15 protein-coding genes and 1 pseudogene are annotated in these 15,185 nt (G+C 75.1%); 9 read left to right on the top strand and 7 right to left on the bottom strand.

Annotated elements, in window-relative coordinates:
• Entirely contained in the window at positions 1–1,230 is a 1,230-nt protein-coding gene (locus tag ACQEVU_RS16935; protein ID WP_433324468.1) for an MFS transporter, read from the top strand.
• On the opposite strand, the gene ACQEVU_RS16930 is transcribed toward ACQEVU_RS16935, so the two are convergent.
• The 3 genes from ACQEVU_RS16930 to ACQEVU_RS16920 are packed head-to-tail and all read right to left on the bottom strand — an operon-like array spanning position 1,231 to position 2,860.
• Positions 1,231–2,037: a universal stress protein gene (locus tag ACQEVU_RS16930; RefSeq protein WP_433324466.1), complete on the bottom strand. Its 807-nt coding sequence runs from the start codon at positions 2,035–2,037 to the stop codon at positions 1,231–1,233.
• On the bottom strand, positions 2,034–2,726 hold the full coding sequence (locus tag ACQEVU_RS16925; RefSeq protein ID WP_433324464.1) for a CBS domain-containing protein: 693 nt from the start codon (positions 2,724–2,726) through the stop codon (positions 2,034–2,036). Before ACQEVU_RS16925 ends, ACQEVU_RS16930 begins: the two co-directional genes overlap by 4 nt.
• Positions 2,723–2,860, bottom strand: coding sequence for a hypothetical protein (locus tag ACQEVU_RS16920; RefSeq protein WP_433324462.1), 138 nt, complete (start codon positions 2,858–2,860; stop codon positions 2,723–2,725). The genes ACQEVU_RS16925 and ACQEVU_RS16920 overlap by 4 nt, the downstream gene beginning before the upstream one ends.
• Before the next feature lie 157 nt (positions 2,861–3,017).
• On the opposite strand from ACQEVU_RS16920, the gene ACQEVU_RS16915 reads away from it, so the two are divergent.
• Positions 3,018–3,293, top strand: coding sequence for a three-helix bundle dimerization domain-containing protein (locus ACQEVU_RS16915; protein WP_433324460.1), 276 nt, complete (start codon positions 3,018–3,020; stop codon positions 3,291–3,293).
• Here the strand turns inward: ACQEVU_RS16915 and ACQEVU_RS16910 are convergent.
• Positions 3,251–4,195, bottom strand: coding sequence for an Acg family FMN-binding oxidoreductase (locus tag ACQEVU_RS16910; protein ID WP_433324458.1), 945 nt, complete (start codon positions 4,193–4,195; stop codon positions 3,251–3,253). The two genes, ACQEVU_RS16915 and ACQEVU_RS16910, sit on opposite strands and share 43 nt — an antisense overlap.
• Positions 4,192–4,941: a hypothetical protein gene (locus ACQEVU_RS16905; RefSeq protein WP_433324456.1), complete on the bottom strand. Its 750-nt coding sequence runs from the start codon at positions 4,939–4,941 to the stop codon at positions 4,192–4,194. The genes ACQEVU_RS16910 and ACQEVU_RS16905 overlap by 4 nt, the downstream gene beginning before the upstream one ends.
• 262 nt (positions 4,942–5,203) lie before the next feature.
• On the opposite strand from ACQEVU_RS16905, the gene ACQEVU_RS16900 reads away from it, so the two are divergent.
• Both ACQEVU_RS16900 and ACQEVU_RS16895 read left to right on the top strand, forming a co-directional pair.
• Complete coding sequence (locus ACQEVU_RS16900; RefSeq protein WP_433324454.1) at positions 5,204–5,845, top strand: hypothetical protein; 642 nt, start codon at positions 5,204–5,206, stop codon at positions 5,843–5,845.
• 226 nt (positions 5,846–6,071) lie between these two features.
• Positions 6,072–6,263 (top strand): annotated as a pseudogene (locus ACQEVU_RS16895) (CHAT domain-containing protein); the annotation flags it as partial.
• Positions 6,264–6,277: 14 nt separating this feature from the next.
• Here the strand turns inward: ACQEVU_RS16895 and pflA are convergent.
• Both pflA and pflB read right to left on the bottom strand, forming a co-directional pair.
• Positions 6,278–7,015 (bottom strand): pyruvate formate-lyase-activating protein, encoded by a 738-nt coding sequence (gene pflA, locus ACQEVU_RS16890; protein WP_433324452.1) that lies wholly within the window; start codon positions 7,013–7,015, stop codon positions 6,278–6,280.
• A complete protein-coding gene (gene pflB, locus ACQEVU_RS16885; protein ID WP_433324450.1) occupies positions 7,012–9,270 on the bottom strand; it encodes a formate C-acetyltransferase in 2,259 nt (752 codons plus the stop codon). The genes pflA and pflB overlap by 4 nt, the downstream gene beginning before the upstream one ends.
• Before the next feature lie 237 nt (positions 9,271–9,507).
• Here pflB and ppdK point away from each other — a divergent pair, with 237 nt between their 5' ends.
• From ppdK to nhaA, 5 genes are all read left to right on the top strand, one after another.
• A complete protein-coding gene (gene ppdK / locus ACQEVU_RS16880) occupies positions 9,508–12,093 on the top strand; it encodes a pyruvate, phosphate dikinase (RefSeq protein ID WP_433324448.1) in 2,586 nt (861 codons plus the stop codon).
• A 178-nt stretch (positions 12,094–12,271) separates the two neighbouring features.
• On the top strand, positions 12,272–13,138 hold the full coding sequence (locus ACQEVU_RS16875) for a universal stress protein (RefSeq protein ID WP_433324446.1): 867 nt from the start codon (positions 12,272–12,274) through the stop codon (positions 13,136–13,138).
• A gap of 148 nt (positions 13,139–13,286) precedes the next feature.
• Positions 13,287–13,613 carry an HPF/RaiA family ribosome-associated protein gene (locus ACQEVU_RS16870; RefSeq protein ID WP_433324444.1) on the top strand — a complete coding sequence of 109 codons (327 nt, stop codon included), beginning with the start codon at positions 13,287–13,289 and terminating at the stop codon, positions 13,611–13,613.
• Positions 13,614–13,652: 39 nt separating this feature from the next.
• Positions 13,653–13,877 (top strand): SHOCT domain-containing protein, encoded by a 225-nt coding sequence (locus ACQEVU_RS16865; RefSeq protein WP_433324442.1) that lies wholly within the window; start codon positions 13,653–13,655, stop codon positions 13,875–13,877.
• Between the two features lie 47 nt (positions 13,878–13,924).
• Positions 13,925–15,139, top strand: coding sequence for a Na+/H+ antiporter NhaA (gene nhaA / locus ACQEVU_RS16860; RefSeq protein WP_433324440.1), 1,215 nt, complete (start codon positions 13,925–13,927; stop codon positions 15,137–15,139).
• Positions 15,140–15,185 lie beyond the last annotated feature (46 nt).

Raw genomic sequence — 15,185 nt, 5'->3', positions numbered from 1 at the left:
ATGGACGCCGCAGCGGCGGTGACCGCGGAGTCGAACGGGCGGCGGATCGTCGCCGCGTTCGCCGTCACCCAGACGGTCGGGTACGGCTGCCTCTACTACCCCTTCGCCGTGCTGCTCCACCCGATGGCGGCGGACCTGCACACCGGCCCGGCCGCGGTCACCGGCGCGCTCACCGTCGCCGTCCTGGCGTGGGCGGCCGCCGCGATCCCGGTCGGCCGGTGGCTGGACCGCCACGGCGGCCGGGCGCTCATGACGGGCGGCGCGATCGCCGGCGCGCTGCTGCTCGTGGCCTGGTCGCGGGTCGGGGCGGTGTGGCAGCTGTACCTCGTCTTCGCCGGGCTCGGCGGGGCGATGGCCATGGCGCTGTACGACGCGGCCACCGCCGTCATCGTCTCCTGGTTCGACGCCGACCGGCGGCCCCGGGCGATCCTGGCGATGATCGTCGTGGCCGGGTTCGCCTCCACCATCTTCATGCCCCTCACCGCCCTGCTCGAGCACCGGTACGGCTGGCGCCCGGCGCTGCTGGTCCTCGCCGCGCTGTATGCCTCGGCCGCCGTGCCGCTGCACGCCGCCGTCGTCCGCCGGCCACCCACCCGGGCCGGCGACCGGCCCCGCCCGGGCCCTGCCGAGCGGGCGGCGGCGGTGCGGGCGGCCCGCCGGGACGGCCGGTTCTGGTGCCTCGCCGTCGCGTTCGTCGCGCACAGTGCGGCGATGAGCGCGATGACCGTCCACCTCGTCGGGTTCCTGGTCAGCCGCGGCCACCCGGCCACGTTCGCGGCCGCCGTGGCCGGTCTGCTCGGCGTGCTGTCGGTGACCGGGCGGCTGCTGCTCACCGGGGCGGGGCGGCGCCGGCCGCTCACCACCGTCGTCGCCGGGATCTTCGCCGTCCAGGCCGTCGCCGCGGCCGCGCTGCCGCTGATCGCGGGCGAGCGGGCCGGCGCGGCCGCCGGGGTGGTCGCCTTCGGCCTCGGGTTCGGCGTCGCCTCCCTCGCCTCGCCCGCGCTGCTCGCCGAGCGCTACGGCACCACCGCGTACGCGACCATCGCCGGCACCCTCAACACCCCGGTCACCCTCGCCAAGGCCGCCGCCCCGCTGGGCGCGGCCGCGCTCGCCGCCGCCGCGGGCTACACCGCCACGCTGACGGCGATCGGCGGGGCCTGCGCGCTCGCCGCGATCGGGATCGTCGCCGGCACCGGCCGGCCCGACCCCGCGCCTGATCACACGGCCTGATCACGCGACGACGGTCACCGGGCAGTCGGCGTTGCGGACGAGGACGCCGGCCCGCCCGGAACCGTGATCGCCGACCACGAGCAGCGCCGCCCCGGCCGCCGCGTCGAGCAGCCGAGCCGCCGGGTCGATCCCGGCCAGCACGTCGACGGCCACCGCAACGTCGGGAAACGCGGCCCGCCAGCCGGCCAGCGCCTCGCTGACCTCCCGCCGCACCTCGGCGTCGGGCGCCCGCCCGTCGTCGTCCGGCCCCCGCACGTGACACACACGCAGCCCGGCGCCGCGCGCCTGGGCGGCGCGGAACGCGTGCGGCACCGCGGCCGCGGCGTGCGCGCCCGCGCCGTAGCCGAGCACGACCGGCCGCCCCGGGTCCCACGTCGGCGCGACACCCGCGCCGACCACCGTGACCGGGCAGGAGGCCCACCGCAGCACGTGCGCCGAGACGCCGGCCGGGCCGGTCCCGCTCCGCCCGACGATCAGCAGGTCGGCTCCGCGGGCCACACGGACCAGCGCCGCGCCGGCGCCGGCCGTGGAGACGACGGCCCGCACGTTCAGCTCCGGATGCTCCCGGCGCACCAGCCCGCGGACGCCGTCCACGAGCCGCCGGGCCTCCTCGTCCGCCGAGCGGACCACGCCCGGCGGCCGCAGCAGCGCATACGCCGGCCGCTCCAGCCGCGCGTGCACGATCCGCAACGCGCCGCCCTCGCCCGCCTCGGCGGCGGCCAGCCGCACGGCGGCCTGCGACCCGGCGGTTCCGTCGTACCCGGCGACGATCCGGCGTCCGGCCATGTCGACTCCCTCGAGGCTCACACGTCGAACGTGTAGCGGTGCTGCAGCGTCGTGTCGTCGAAGCCCCACTCCAGCTCGTCGGTGAGGCCGACGACGCCGTCGAGGGCCCGCACGAGCCGGGCCGCGATCTGCGCCGTACTGCGGCGGTCGACCTTGCCGGTCAGGGTCACGTGCCCGCCGGCGACCGCCACCTCGACCTCGACCGGGTCGAGCCACAGCACGCCGAGCAGCACGCCGTCGATGACGTCGCCGCGGATGTCCTCGTCGGTGCGCAGGTACCGGCGCAGCAGGTCGCGCCGGGAGACGATGCCGGCGAGGTTGCCCTCGTCGTCGACGACCGGCAGCCGCTTGACGTCGTGCTGCTCCATGAGCCGCGCCGCCGCCGTGAGCGTCGCCGTCGCCGGCACCGTGACCGCCGGGCTCGTCATGAGCTCGGCCGCGGTCTCGCCGGTCGCCTTCTCCTTGGCCCGCCGGGTGCGCCGCCGCTCGAACAGCCCGGCGTGCACGTCGGCGCCGTTGTACTCGACCTTGTGCAGCAGGTCGGCCTCGGACACCACGCCCAGCACGCGGCGGTCGCCGCCGACGACCGGCACGGCGCTGACGCCGAACTCGATGAGCAGGTCGGCGATCTGCTTGTACCCCAGGTCCGGCGAGACGGTGACGGGCGTCTTCGTCATCACGTCGCGCACCACCAGTGCATGCATGGTCATCGGCCCCTTCCCGCTGGTCGCGATGCCGCCGTCGAGCGTGCGGTCAGCCGGGCCAGCGCGCCGCTCAGGCCGGCGCCGACCGCGGCGACGGCGAGGCCGAGCAGGACCGGGTGCAGGTTTCGTGACTGTCGCATCGTCGTACCTCCATTCACCCTCGTCCTCACCGTCGCACCCGGCGCCGCCGCGCGCGTGAGGCGGAAGACCCGAACCGTCCGGGCCGCACGCCCCTGTTCGCACCCGGTGCCGCCGGTCGATGCTCGTGATCGAAGGATCTCGCCGAAGGAGCCGACCATGCTCGCCACTCAGCAGAAGACCATCGTCGAGGCGCACGCGATCGAGCACGCCACCGAGCGCCTGATCCAGCGCTACGCGGGCCGGCGCGACCCGGAGACGGTCCGGCGGATCGTCGCCCGCCTCGTGCAGCGCTACTCGACCGCCGACGTCCACGCCTTCGTCCCGGTGCTCGTCGAGCGCGACGCACGCCGGATCCTCGACGCGACGACCGTCGACGGCCCGGCGGCGGATCAGAGCTCGATGACGTCGGCGACCGGGCGGCGGTTGGTGTAGCAGGTCGTCGGCGCGTACCCGAAGCGCAGCACCAGCTGCGGCAGGTCCGGGCGGCCCAGCAGGCGGCGCAGCCGTTCCCGTATCGGCGGCACCTCGATCGGCTGCGAGAACATCCCCGCGGCCAGGCCCAGGTCGGCGGCGGCGAGCAGCACCCGCTGCAGCACCATGCCGGCCCGGACCTCGTCGGCCGGGCCGTCGCCGTACGCGCCGAGGACGGCCACGAGCGGCGTCCGGGCCGGGTCGCGGGTCGCGTCCCGCTCGGGGCCGCCGAAGTCGCGGCGGGTCAGCACCTCGGCCGGGTGCGGCGCGGGTCCGGCCGCCGCGGCGCCGACGCCCTCGACCCGCTCGTCGGCGCCGCTGCTCCAGGCGCGCAGCTCGGCCACGTAGGCGGGGTCCGCGCTCAGCTGCGCGTCCGCGCTGCGGACGAGCGCGGCCACCTCGTACAGCTCCTGCTCGCCCGACATGAACTCGAGCCATCCGCCCTCCTCCCCGGCCCCCGCGGCGAGTACGGCGATGACCCCGGGCTCGACCGGCCGGTCGGCGAACGGGAAGCGGTTGGTGTGCCGCCGCAGGATCTGCCGGTGCAGCCGCACCTCGGTGGGCGTGGCGGGCCGGGGCGGGCCGGGCGTCAGGTGCACCAGCACGTCGTCGCGCCCGAAGGTGTACTCCGCCGGCTCGCCCGCCGCGGCCAGGGCCAGCCGCAGGTTGTAGGCGGCGGCCCCGCACGAGACCCGGGCGGCACGTCCGTGCGGGTCGCAGGCCGGCAGCGCGCGGCCGGCATCGGCGAGGACGTCCACACTCTGCGCGGTACGCCGGAACCGCCACGGCTGGGTGTTGTGGATCGACGGCGCCCACACGGCGTCGCCGACCGTGGCAATGAAGGTCTCCCGGTTCCAGGTCATGGCTGTCCTCCCTTCGGGACACCGATCCGCCCGGCCGGCGCGATGCCGACGACGACCGCCGCCACGCCGGCCCCGGCGGGCAGCCAGGCGGCCGATCCGGCCGCCTCGGGCGCGGTCAGGAACCGCTCGACCGACGTGGCCAGCCCCTCGGCGGCCGCGGTGAGCAGCACCGCCGAGAGCGCCTCCCCCGCGGCGAGCCAGGCGTGCGGCCCGTCGCCACCGGCGGCGATCGCGAACCGCGTCGGGCGGGGGCCAAGCGGCCAGAGCGCCGCCCCGGCACCCTCGGCGGCCTCCCGCAGCGACTCGACGGTCGCGCCGGAAACCAGCCCGTCGGTCGGGGCGCGCCGGTCGCTGTGGCGCAGCGCGATGGCCCGGTGCAGGCGCAGCGCCCGCGCCGGGCGCTCGGCCGGGCCCGTGTGGTGCACGATCGCGAGCAGATCCGGCTGGGCCGCGTCCGGCAGGCGACGCACCGCGACCCCGACGCCGTCCCCGGCGAGCGCGACCGTCGCGTGGTGCAGCGCGGCGCCGCCGCTCACCGTCACCAGCCGGCCGTCGGGGTCGTCGGGCAGCCAGCCGGCCCGGTCGGCGCGCAGCTCCGCCCGGTCGCCGTCGATGCGCCAGCGCCACGGCCGGGCGTCGTGGACCGACGGCGCGTCCATGGCGGCGAGGGCGGCCCGCGCCAGGGCGCTGCCCGCGGCACCGACGCGCACGGCCGGGCCGGAGTCGGTGTACTGGATCGCCACCATGGCGGGCTCCTCGACGATCGGGACGGGTTCCTCCTTCCAACGGTGCCGCGCCCGGGGTGGCCGTGGTCAGGGGCGAAGGTCCCGCGTTGCACCGGGACCGCGACCGCCGGCGTAGCCCCGTGCCGGGCAACCGAAGTCCCGGCCGCTGCGGGACTTCGGTCCCCACCGATGCGGGTGGTTCAGCCCTGCCGCACCACCCGCGCCGACCGGCACGCTTCTTGCGTCGGACATCGATGCAACACCCGAGCCCCGGAGGGCACCCATGAAGCGCAAGACGCTCGACGTCATCGTCGGCCTGGGCCTGGTGATCCTGGCCGGGCTCCTGCTGATCGCCGGCCTGGTCCTGACCAGCAACGCGAACTTCGCCAACGACTATGTCAAGAGCCAGCTCAGCCAGCAGCAGATCACGTTCAAGACGGCGGACACGCTGACCGCCGAGGAGAAGCAGTCCGCGTGCCTGGTGAAGTACGCCGGCCAGCAGCTCAACAGCGGCAAGCAGGCCGAGTGCTACGCCAACGAGTTCATCGGCCTGCACCTGCAGTCGATCGCCGGCGGCAAGACGTACGCCCAGCTCGGCGACGTGCAGACCGACCTCAAGGCGAAGGTCACCGCCGCCCAGCAGGCCAACGACCCGGCCGCCGCCGACCTGCAGAAGCAGCTGACCGACGTCACCGCCCAGCGCGAGACCGTCTTCAAGGGCGAGACCCTGCGCGGCCTGCTGCTGACCTCGTACGGCTTCAGCGAGTTCGGCGCCAAGGCCGGCCAGGCCGCGCTCGTCGCCTACCTCGCCGCCGGCCTGCTGTTCCTGCTCGGCGCCGCCGGCCTGCTCCACGCGGCCCGCACCCCGCGCAGCGAGGGCTTCGCGGTTCCCGAGCCGGCGACCGGCGAGCTCGCCAGCGCCTGAACGGACAGCACGCCGATCGGCCGATGAGACATCGGCCGATCGGCGTCGTCGTTTCCGGCCATGGCCCTGCGCCGGTCGGCCCGGGCGTGGGCCGAACCGGCCGCCCAGCTGCCCGAGACGCACCCGATGCGGGCCGGCGCCGGGAACGAGGCGGCGACCCGGCTGCTGCGGTGCGACGGGACCTGCGAGCACGAGCCGGACCTGGCCGGTGTAGGACGCCGGCACCGCCCTGCTGATGCGCCGCTTCGACCAGCTCCGGCCGGCCGAGGGCCGCTCGCCCGCGACCGCGCTGCGGGCGGCCCAGCAGTGGCTGCGCGACACGCCGCCCGAGCGAGCCCCGCTGCGTGACGCCGTACCGCGGGAGCCAGCACCATCCACTTCGGACGGTCACGAGCATCCGGTGCACTGGGCCGCGTTCAGGTACGTCGGCGGTCAACAGACCGCGAGGCCCGCGGACGTGAACCGGTCGCGGACGCGCTCGACCAGGTCGGCGTCCGGCGGCGCCGTGTCGCGCAGCGGGAACGGGATGCCGAGCCGGTCGTACTTCGCCGCGCCGAGCCGGTGGAATGGCAGCACGTCGACGCGCTCGACGTTGCCCAGCCCGGCGGCGAACGACGCGACGCCGTCGACGTCGCCGGGGTCGTCGGTGACGCCCGGCACCAGGACGTAGCGCAGCCACACCGCGGTACCGCGGAGGGACAGCCGGCGGGCGAAGGCCAGGGTCGGTGCGATCTCACCGCCGGTGAGCCGCCGGTAGCGGGCCGGGTCCCACGACTTGATGTCGAGCAGCACCAGATCGGTGGCGTCCAGCAGCGCGTCGTCGGCCCGGGCGCCGAGCGCGCCCGAGGTGTCCAGCGCCGTGTGCAGGCCCAGCTCCCTGGCCCCGCGCAACAGCGCCCGGGTGAACGCCGGCTGCAGCAGGGGCTCGCCCCCGCTGACGGTCAGGCCGCCGCCGGCGGTGCGCACGAAGCCCGCGAAGCCGGAGGCGGTGGCCAGCACGGCGCCGGCGGTGGTGCGCTCGCCGTCGCGCATGTGCCAGGTGTCCGGGTTCTGGCAGTACAGGCAGCGCAGCGGGCAGCCGGCCAGGAACGCCACGAACCGGGTGCCCGGGCCGTCCACGCCCGTGGAGAGGTCCCACGAGTGCAGACGGCCCGGGACGTCGGCGTTCATCTCGCGCCGTGGAAGGTGCGGCCGATGACGTCGCGCTGCTGCTCCGGGGTGAGCCGCACGAAGTTCACGGCGTAGCCGGAGACGCGGATCGTCAGCTGCGGGTGGCGTTCCGGGTGCTCCATCGCGTCCAGCAGCGTCGCCCGGTCCAGCACGTTGACGTTCATGTGGAAGCCGCCCGCGCCCATGTAGGCGTCGAGGATGCCGGCCAGGTTGGCGGCCCGCTCCCCCGGGGTGCGGCCGAGCCCGTCCGGCGTCACCGTGCTGGTGAGCGAGATGCCGTCGCGGGCGGCGGCGTACGGCAGCTTCGCCACCGACAGCGCCGAGGCCGCCATGCCGTGCACGTCCCGGCCGTTCATCGGGTTGGCGCCCGGCGCGAACGGCTCGCCCGCCCGCCGGCCGTCCGGGGTGTTGCCGGTGTGCTTGCCGTACACCACGTTGGAGGTGATGGTGAGCACCGACTGCGTGTGGATCGCGCCGCGGTAGCTGGGGTTGTCGCGCACCTTCTCCATGAACGTCTCGACCAGCCACACCGCGATGGAGTCGGCGCGGTCGTCGCCGTTGCCGTACGCGGGGTACTCCCCCTCCACGGCGTAGTCCACGACCAGGCCGGTGTCGTCGCGCACCGGCCGTACCGTCGCGTGGCGGATGGCGGCGAGGCTGTCCACGGCCACCGACAGGCCCGCGATCCCGCACGCCAGGAAGCGGCGCACCGGGTAGTCGTGCAGGGCCATCTCGATGCGCTCGTAGGCGTACTTGTCGTGCATGTAGTGGATGATGTTCAGCGCGTCGACGTAGGTGCGGGCCAGCCAGTCCAGCGTGCGGTCGAACGCCGCCAGGACGGTGTCGTAGTCGAGCACCTCGCCGGTGACCGGCGGGCTGGGCGGGGCGACCTGCACGCCCGACATCTCGTCGCGGCCGCCGTTGATGGCGTACAGCAGCGCCTTGGCCACGTTGACGCGGGCGCCGAAGAACTGCATGTCCTTGCCGACCCGCATCGCCGAGACGCAGCACGCGATCGCCGTGTCGTCGTCGCCGTGGCCGCGCAGCAGGTCGTCGTTCTCGTACTGGATCGCGCTGGTGTCGAGCGACACCTGGGCGCAGAAGCGCTTGAACGGCGCGGGCAGCGACGGCGACCACAGCACCGTCAGGTTCGGCTCGGGCGCCGGACCGAGGTTGTACAGCGTCTGCAGGTAGCGGTACGACGTGCGGGTGACCAGGGTGCGCCCGTCGGCGCCCATCCCGCCGATCGACTCGGTGACCCACGTCGGGTCGCCGGAGAACAGCTGGTCGTACTCGGGCGTGCGCAGGAACCGGATGATGCGCAGCTTGATGACGAAGTCGTCGACGAGCTCCTGGGCCTGCGCCTCGCTCAGCGTGCCCTCGTCGAGGTCGCGCTCAAGGTACACGTCGAGGAACGTCGAGGTGCGCCCGAGCGACATCGCGGCGCCGTTCTGCTCCTTGGTGGCGGCGAGATAGCCGAAGTACAGCCACTGGATCGCCTCGCGCGCGGTCGCGGCCGGTTTCGAGATGTCGTACCCGTACGAGGCCGCCATCGCCTTGAGCTCACGCAGCGCCCGCAGCTGCTCGGCCAGCTCCTCGCGGTCACGCACCACGTCCGGCGTCGCGGCGTGGTGGTCCAGCGACGCCTTCTCGCGGCGCTTGGCCTCGACGAGAAAGTCGGCGCCGTAGAGCGCCACCCGCCGGTAGTCGCCGATGATCCGGCCGCGGCCGTAGGCGTCGGGCAGGCCGGTGATGACGCCGGCCTTGCGCGCGGCGAGGATCCGCGGCGTGTAGGCGTCGAACACGGCGTCGTTGTGGGTTTTGCGGTACCGCGTGAAGATCTCCCTGACGAGCGGGTCGAGCTCATAGCCATAGGCCCGCAGCCCGTTCTCCACCATGCGCAGCCCGCCGAAGGGCATGATGGCCCGGCGCAGCGGCGCGTCCGTCTGCAGCCCGACGATGAGCTCCCGGTCGCGGTCGATGTACCCCGGCGCGTGCGCGGTGATGGACGCCGGCGTGCGCGCGTCGACGTCGTACACGCCGCGCTCGCGCTCGGCCGGGAACATCGCGCTCAGCCGCGCCCAGACGTGCCGGGTCCGCTCGGTCGGGCCGGCGAGGAAGTCCCCGTCGCCCTCGTACGGCCGGGCGTTCGCGCGCACGAAGCCGGCCACGTCGACCTCGTCGCGCCACCCCCCGCCCTGAAAGCCGCGCCAGGCGGCGAGTTCGGTGTCAACGGGAATGCTCACGGTGGTCATGCCCCTAGCGTCGTCCGGGCCACCGCGGACGGGCAGGGCCGGAGGTCCCTTGCCCGCGGGACGTCCGCGCCCGCTCCCGGGCTCTACGCTCGTTGTAGACGCCGAGGGAGGTACGTGGTGGAGCAGCCGATGGACGCCCCGCTGACGCCGCTCGGCCCGGCGGTGGGAGCCCATCGACCCTGACCGGGCGCCCGCGACCGTCCTAGCGTCGGCCGCGGACCCCTGTGGAGGTGTGCGATGACCAAGTACGTCTACGACTTCGCCGAGGGCAGCGGCAAGCTCAACGACCTGCTCGGCGGCAAGGGCGGCAACCTCGCCGAGATGGCCCGCCTGGGCCTGCCGGTGCCGCCCGGCTTCACGATCACGACGGATGCGTGCCGGGCGTACCTGCGCACCGGCCGCGAGCCCTACGGCCTGGCCGACGAGATCGGCCTGCACCTGGAGCGGCTGGAGCGGCGGGCCGGCCGCCGCCTCGGCGACCTGCTGGTCTCGGTCCGGTCCGGCGCCAAGTACTCGATGCCGGGCATGATGGAGACGATCCTCAACGTCGGCCTGACCGATGCCACCGTCGCCGGTCTCGCCGCCCGCACCGGCGACGAGCGCTTCGCGTGGGACTGCTACCGCCGCCTCGTGCAGATGTTCGGCCGGACGGTCCGCAACATCCCGGCGGAGGCCTTCGAGGCCGCCGGCGACGAGTCCCCGCGCGAGCTGACGATGCGCTACCTTCGCGTGTTCCGCGAGCGCACCGGCGAGCAGTTCCCGCAGGACCCGCGCGAGCAGCTCGACCAGGCGGTGCGCGCCGTGTTCGGCTCCTGGAACTCCGAGCGGGCGGTGCTGTACCGCCGGCAGGAGCGCATCCCCGCCGACCTCGGCACCGCCGTCAACGTCGTCGCGATGGTCTTCGGCAACCTCGGCGCCGACTCCGGCACCGGCGTCGCCTTCACCCGCGACCCCGCCACCGGCGAGCGCGGCGTCTACGGCGACTACCTGGCCAACGCCCAGGGCGAGGACGTCGTCGCCGGCATCCGCAACACCATGCCGCTGCAGGACCTCGAGGCCCGCGACAAGCACAGCTACGACGAGCTCATGTCGATCATGGCCACGCTCGAGGAGCACTACAAGGACCTGTGCGACATCGAGTTCACCATCGAGCGCGGCAAGCTGTGGATGCTGCAGACCCGCGTCGGCAAGCGCACCGCGGCCGCCGCGTTCGTCATCGCCACCCACCTCGTCGACGAGGGCGTCATCGACCTCGACGAGGCACTGACCCGGGTGAACGGCGCCCAGCTGGCCCAGCTGATGTTCCCGGCGTTCGACCTCTCGCACGGCGCCCGGCCCATCGCCGCCGGCGTCGCGGCCTCGCCGGGCGCGGCCGTCGGCGCCGCCGTCTTCGACGCCCGCCGCGCGGCCGACGCGGACGCACCCGTGATCCTGGTGCGCCAGGAGACCAACCCGGACGACCTGCCGGGCATGATCGCCGCGCAGGGCATCCTGACCAGCCGCGGCGGCAAGACCTCGCACGCGGCCGTCGTGGCCCGTGGCATGGGCAAGCCGTGCGTCTGCGGGGCCTCCGGCCTTGACGTCGACCTCCGCACGGGACGGTTCACCGTGGACGGGCACGTCGTGTCCGAGGGCGACGTCATCTCCATCGACGGCACGAGCGGCCGGGTGTACCTCGGCGAGGTCCCCGTCCAGCCCTCGCCCGTGGTGCGCCACTTCGAGGGCGAGCCGGCCCCCGGTTCCGACCCGCTGATCCGCGCCGTCGACCGGCTGCTCACCCACGCCGACAAGCGCCGACGGCTGGCCGTGCGCGCCAACGCCGACACCGCCGAGGACGCCGCCCGGGCCCGGCGCTTGGGCGCGCAGGGCATCGGCCTGTGCCGCACCGAGCACATGTTCCTCGGCGAGCGCCGCGTCTTCGTCGAGCGGCTCATCCTGGCCCGCTCCGCCGCGCGGCGCGACGCCGCCCTGGCCGACCTGCTGCCGTTGCAGCGCAACGACTTCGTCGAGCTGTTCCGGGCGATGGCCGGGCTGCCGGTCACGATCCGGCTCATCGACCCGCCGCTGCACGAGTTCCTGCCCCCGCTGGAGGAGCTCGCGGTGAAGGTCGCCCGCGCCGAGGAGCGCGGCGAGAACCCTGGCCACGACCGGGAGCTGCTCGACGCCGTGCACCGCATGCACGAGGAGAACCCGATGCTGGGCCTGCGCGGGGTGCGCCTCGGCCTGGTCGTCCCCGGCCTGTTCGCGATGCAGGTGCGGGCGATCGCCGAGGCGGCGGCCGCGGTCCCGGGCGCCCGGGCCGAGATCATGGTGCCGCTCGTCGGCGCGGTGCAGGAGCTTGAGGCCGTCCGCGACGAGGCACAACGCCTCCTCGACGAGATCGGCGTCGACGCCCGCATCGGCACGATGATCGAGGTGCCGCGGGCCGCGCTGACCGCCGGCGAGATCGCCCGCGCCGCCGACTTCTTCTCCTTCGGCACCAACGACCTGACCCAGATGGGCTGGGGGTTCTCGCGCGACGACGTCGAAGGGGCGTTCTTCACGCGGTACCTCGACCTCGGCATCTTCGGCGTCTCGCCGTTCGAGTCGATCGACCGCGACGGCGTGGGCCGGCTCATCCGCATCGCGGTCGACGAGGGCCGCGCCGCCCGCCCGGACCTGCACATCGGCGTCTGCGGCGAGCACGGCGGCGACCCCGCGTCCATCCGGTTCTTCGCCGAGGCGGGCCTGGACTACGTGTCCTGCTCGCCGTTCCGGGTGCCGGTCGCGCGCCTGGAGGCGGGCCGCAGCGCGGTCACCGCCGAAGGCTCCGACACGCGGTGACCGCCGACGGGCTCGCACCGTCGCGGTCCGCCCGGCAACGGGTCGCGCCGGGTGAAGGCCGCGGCGGCGGCAGAGCGCCCGGCGGGACCTAGGTCCCGGCCGGTTGCGCCGATGTCCTCTGCCGAGTCGATGCCGCTCGATCAATGCTGAGGCCAGAAGCCCACCCGAGGAGGACGGGATGAACGCCAACATCAGTGCGCAGCGGATCGTCGTCGGCTACGACGGCTCGGACGAGGCCCGCTGGGCGGTCGACTGGGCCGCCGCCGAGGCCGAGCGCACCGGCGCCCAGCTGCAGATCGTGGACGCGTACCAGATCACCTGGCCGGGGGCGTACTACGCCGTCGCGGCCGAGCAGTTCGAGGCCGCCCGCGAGTCCGCCGAGCAGTGCGTCGCCGAGATCGTCGATCGTGTGCGCGAGCGCGGCACCGGCGTCGACGTCTTCGGCACGGCCGTCGAGGGCATGGGCGCGGCGACCCTGCTCGAGATCGCCGAGGCCGGGGCCCGGCTGGTCGTCGTCGGCAGCCGCGGCGCCGGCGGCCTGGCCAACCTGCTCATGGGCTCGGTCAGCCAGCAGGTCGCCACCCACTCGCCCGTCCCGGTCGCCGTCGTGCGCGGCCGTTCGGCGGCCACCGACGGTCCCGTCGTCGTCGGCGTCGACGGCTCGCCGTCCAGCGACGCCGCGCTCGCGATGGCCTTCGAGGCGGCCCGCACCCGCGGCACCGAGCTCGTGGCGATCCGCGCCCACGCGACGCCGCCGCAGCCGGCGGTCCCGCTCGCCGACCTCGAGGCGCACGAGCGGGCCGCGCTGACCGCGTCGCTGGCCGGTTGGGTGCTGAAGTACCCGGACGTCAAGGTCGAGGCCCTGGTCGCCGCCGGCCGCGCGGCCAAGGTGCTGGTCGGCGTGTCGCACACCGCCCAGCTCGTCGTCGTCGGCAGCCGCGGCCACGGCGGGTTCGCCGGCCTGCTGCTCGGCTCGGTCGGCCAGCAGCTCATGCACCACGCCGAGTGCCCGGTGCTCATCGTGCACCAGCGCAAGGCCGCATAGCCTCGTGCGCGCGATCGCCCGGGTGCCGGGGCCGGGACCTCGGTCCGCCCGGGCGGGACCGAAGACCCTGGAGCAACCCCCGCGGCGGAGATCAAATGATCTCAGGCGGCCGGATCTCACCGTCCGGCCCGGCGAAAGGACGACGACGATGTCCCGCACGCACGACGAGGTCGAAGTCAACGTGCAGCTGCAGCCCGGCATGGAGCCCGCGGTGCAGCGGTACGCCCGCGACAAGGTCAGCGCGGTCCTCGGGCACACTGCCCGGCCGGTGCTGTTCGCCCGTGTCCGGCTGGACCGCACCGCCAACCCGGCGGCCGAGCGCCCGGTGAAGGCACGCGCCGAGATCGACCTCAACGGCCGGGTCCTGCACGCCGAGGCGTGCGCCGACACGCCGTACGAGGCCCTGGACCTGCTGCAGGACCGGCTCCAGGTGCGCCTCGACCGCCAGGACGACCACGCGCGGGCGTACCGGTAGTCCACCGGACCGGCCCGCGGGGGACACGAGGAGGTTGCCATGATGTGGCACCACTACGGCATGCAGGGCTTCATGTTCGACGGCGCCCTGCTCACCCTGCTGCTGCTCCTCGGCGCGGCCGCGGCCGTGCTCTGGGCGCTGCGCCGCCCCGGCCCGCCGGCCCACCGCGACGACGCGGGCGCGATCCTGGCCGAGCGCTACGCGCGCGGCGAGATCGACGACGAGGAGTTCCAGCGCCGCAAGAGCCGGCTGCGCATGCCCTGACGCGCTGCGGGAAGGTTGCTGCCGCCACTTTCCCGGAGGGGGTCGCGATGCCCGGTAACGCCGGCCGGCCGAGCGGCGCGCTGCCGGCGGCCGGGCGAATCGCCGAGCTCCTGCGCACTGAGACCGTCGGCGGCCTGCTCCTGCTGGCCGCCGCGGCCGCCGGCCTGATCTGGGCGAACTCGCCCTGGTCGGCCGCGTACCGCCGCCTCGCCGACAGCCACGTCGGCCCCGGCGTGTGGCACCTGCGGCTGACGGTGGCCGAGTGGGCCGCCGACGGCCTGCTCGCGATCTTCTTCTTCGTCGCCGGCCTCGAGCTCAAGCGCGAGCTCGTCGCCGGCGACCTGCGCGACCGGCGGCACGCGCTGATGCCGGTGGCCGCGGCCGTCGGCGGCATGGCGGCGCCCGCGGTGCTGTACGTCGCGGTGAACGCCCGCGCCCCGGCCGGCGACCTGCGCGGCTGGGCGGTCCCGACGGCCACCGACATCGCGTTCGCGCTGGCCGTCCTGGCCGTCGCGGGTTCGGGCCTGCCGACGGCGCTGCGCACGTTCCTGCTCACCCTGGCGGTCGTCGACGACCTGCTGGCCATCACCGTCATCGCGGTGTACTACACGGCCGCCCTGGCCCCGCTGCCGCTGCTGCTGTCCCTGGTACCGCTGGCCGCCTTCGCCTGGCTCCTGCGCCACTCCCGCCGGTTCCTCGGCGCGCTCACGGCCGCGGCCGCCGCGGCGGTGTGGCTGCTCGTGCACGCCTCGGGCGTCCACGCAACGGTGGCCGGCGTGCTGCTCGCCGCCACCGTTCCGGTCCACCGCCACGAACCGGGCGGCGAGGCCGTCGCCGACCGGCTCGAGCACCGCTGGCGCCCCGTGTCGGCCGGCTTCGCGGTGCCCGTGTTCGCGTTCTTCGCCGCCGGCGTGCCGCTGGCCGGCGCCGGTTCGCTCGGCGCCGCCGCCCGCGACCCGGTGACCGCCGGCGTGGTCGCCGGCCTCGTCGCCGGCAAGCCGCTCGGCGTGCTGGCCGCCGTGTGGCTCGTGCGCCGCGCGACCGGTGCCCCGCTGCCGGCCGGCCTGGGCTGGTGGGGCGTGGTCATCGTCGGGCTGCTGTCCGGCATCGGCTTCACGGTCGCCCTGCTCATCGCCGAGCTGGCCTTCGGCGCCGGCACCCCCGCCGACGACCACGCCCGCCTGGCCGTCCTGGCGGGCTCGTGCGTCTCGGCCGCCGCGGCTTCGGCGTTGCTGTGGCTGCGCCGCCCGCGTCGGGCTTGAGCGCAGCGTCCGCGCAGAGGCGGCCGCCGATCCGGGGATCGGCGGC

It is taken from the genome of Dactylosporangium sp. CA-139066 (assembly GCF_050936175.1).
Classification (GTDB): Bacteria; Actinomycetota; Actinomycetes; order Mycobacteriales; family Micromonosporaceae; genus Dactylosporangium.
The sequence above is the reverse complement of the archived record's forward strand: the minus strand, read 5'-3'. Positions and strand labels throughout refer to the sequence as shown.

Excerpts from the sequence above, each read along its gene's own strand:
- pflB (WP_433324450.1), bottom strand. The coding sequence starts at position 9,270 with ATGACCACCGTGAGCATTCCCGTTGACACCGAACTCGCCGCCTGGCGC.
- ACQEVU_RS16905 (WP_433324456.1), bottom strand. The coding sequence starts at position 4,941 with ATGGTGGCGATCCAGTACACCGACTCCGGCCCGGCCGTGCGCGTCGGT.
- ACQEVU_RS16910 (WP_433324458.1), bottom strand. The coding sequence starts at position 4,195 with ATGACCTGGAACCGGGAGACCTTCATTGCCACGGTCGGCGACGCCGTG.
- ppdK (WP_433324448.1), top strand. The coding sequence starts at position 9,508 with ATGACCAAGTACGTCTACGACTTCGCCGAGGGCAGCGGCAAGCTCAAC.
- ACQEVU_RS16935 (WP_433324468.1), top strand. The coding sequence starts at position 1 with ATGGACGCCGCAGCGGCGGTGACCGCGGAGTCGAACGGGCGGCGGATC.
- ACQEVU_RS16875 (WP_433324446.1), top strand. The coding sequence starts at position 12,272 with ATGAACGCCAACATCAGTGCGCAGCGGATCGTCGTCGGCTACGACGGC.
- ACQEVU_RS16900 (WP_433324454.1), top strand. The coding sequence starts at position 5,204 with ATGAAGCGCAAGACGCTCGACGTCATCGTCGGCCTGGGCCTGGTGATC.
- ACQEVU_RS16925 (WP_433324464.1), bottom strand. The coding sequence starts at position 2,726 with ATGACCATGCATGCACTGGTGGTGCGCGACGTGATGACGAAGACGCCC.
- ACQEVU_RS16865 (WP_433324442.1), top strand. The coding sequence starts at position 13,653 with ATGATGTGGCACCACTACGGCATGCAGGGCTTCATGTTCGACGGCGCC.
- ACQEVU_RS16920 (WP_433324462.1), bottom strand. The coding sequence starts at position 2,860 with ATGCGACAGTCACGAAACCTGCACCCGGTCCTGCTCGGCCTCGCCGTC.
- pflA (WP_433324452.1), bottom strand. The coding sequence starts at position 7,015 with ATGAACGCCGACGTCCCGGGCCGTCTGCACTCGTGGGACCTCTCCACG.
- nhaA (WP_433324440.1), top strand. The coding sequence starts at position 13,925 with ATGCCCGGTAACGCCGGCCGGCCGAGCGGCGCGCTGCCGGCGGCCGGG.
- ACQEVU_RS16915 (WP_433324460.1), top strand. The coding sequence starts at position 3,018 with ATGCTCGCCACTCAGCAGAAGACCATCGTCGAGGCGCACGCGATCGAG.
- ACQEVU_RS16870 (WP_433324444.1), top strand. The coding sequence starts at position 13,287 with ATGTCCCGCACGCACGACGAGGTCGAAGTCAACGTGCAGCTGCAGCCC.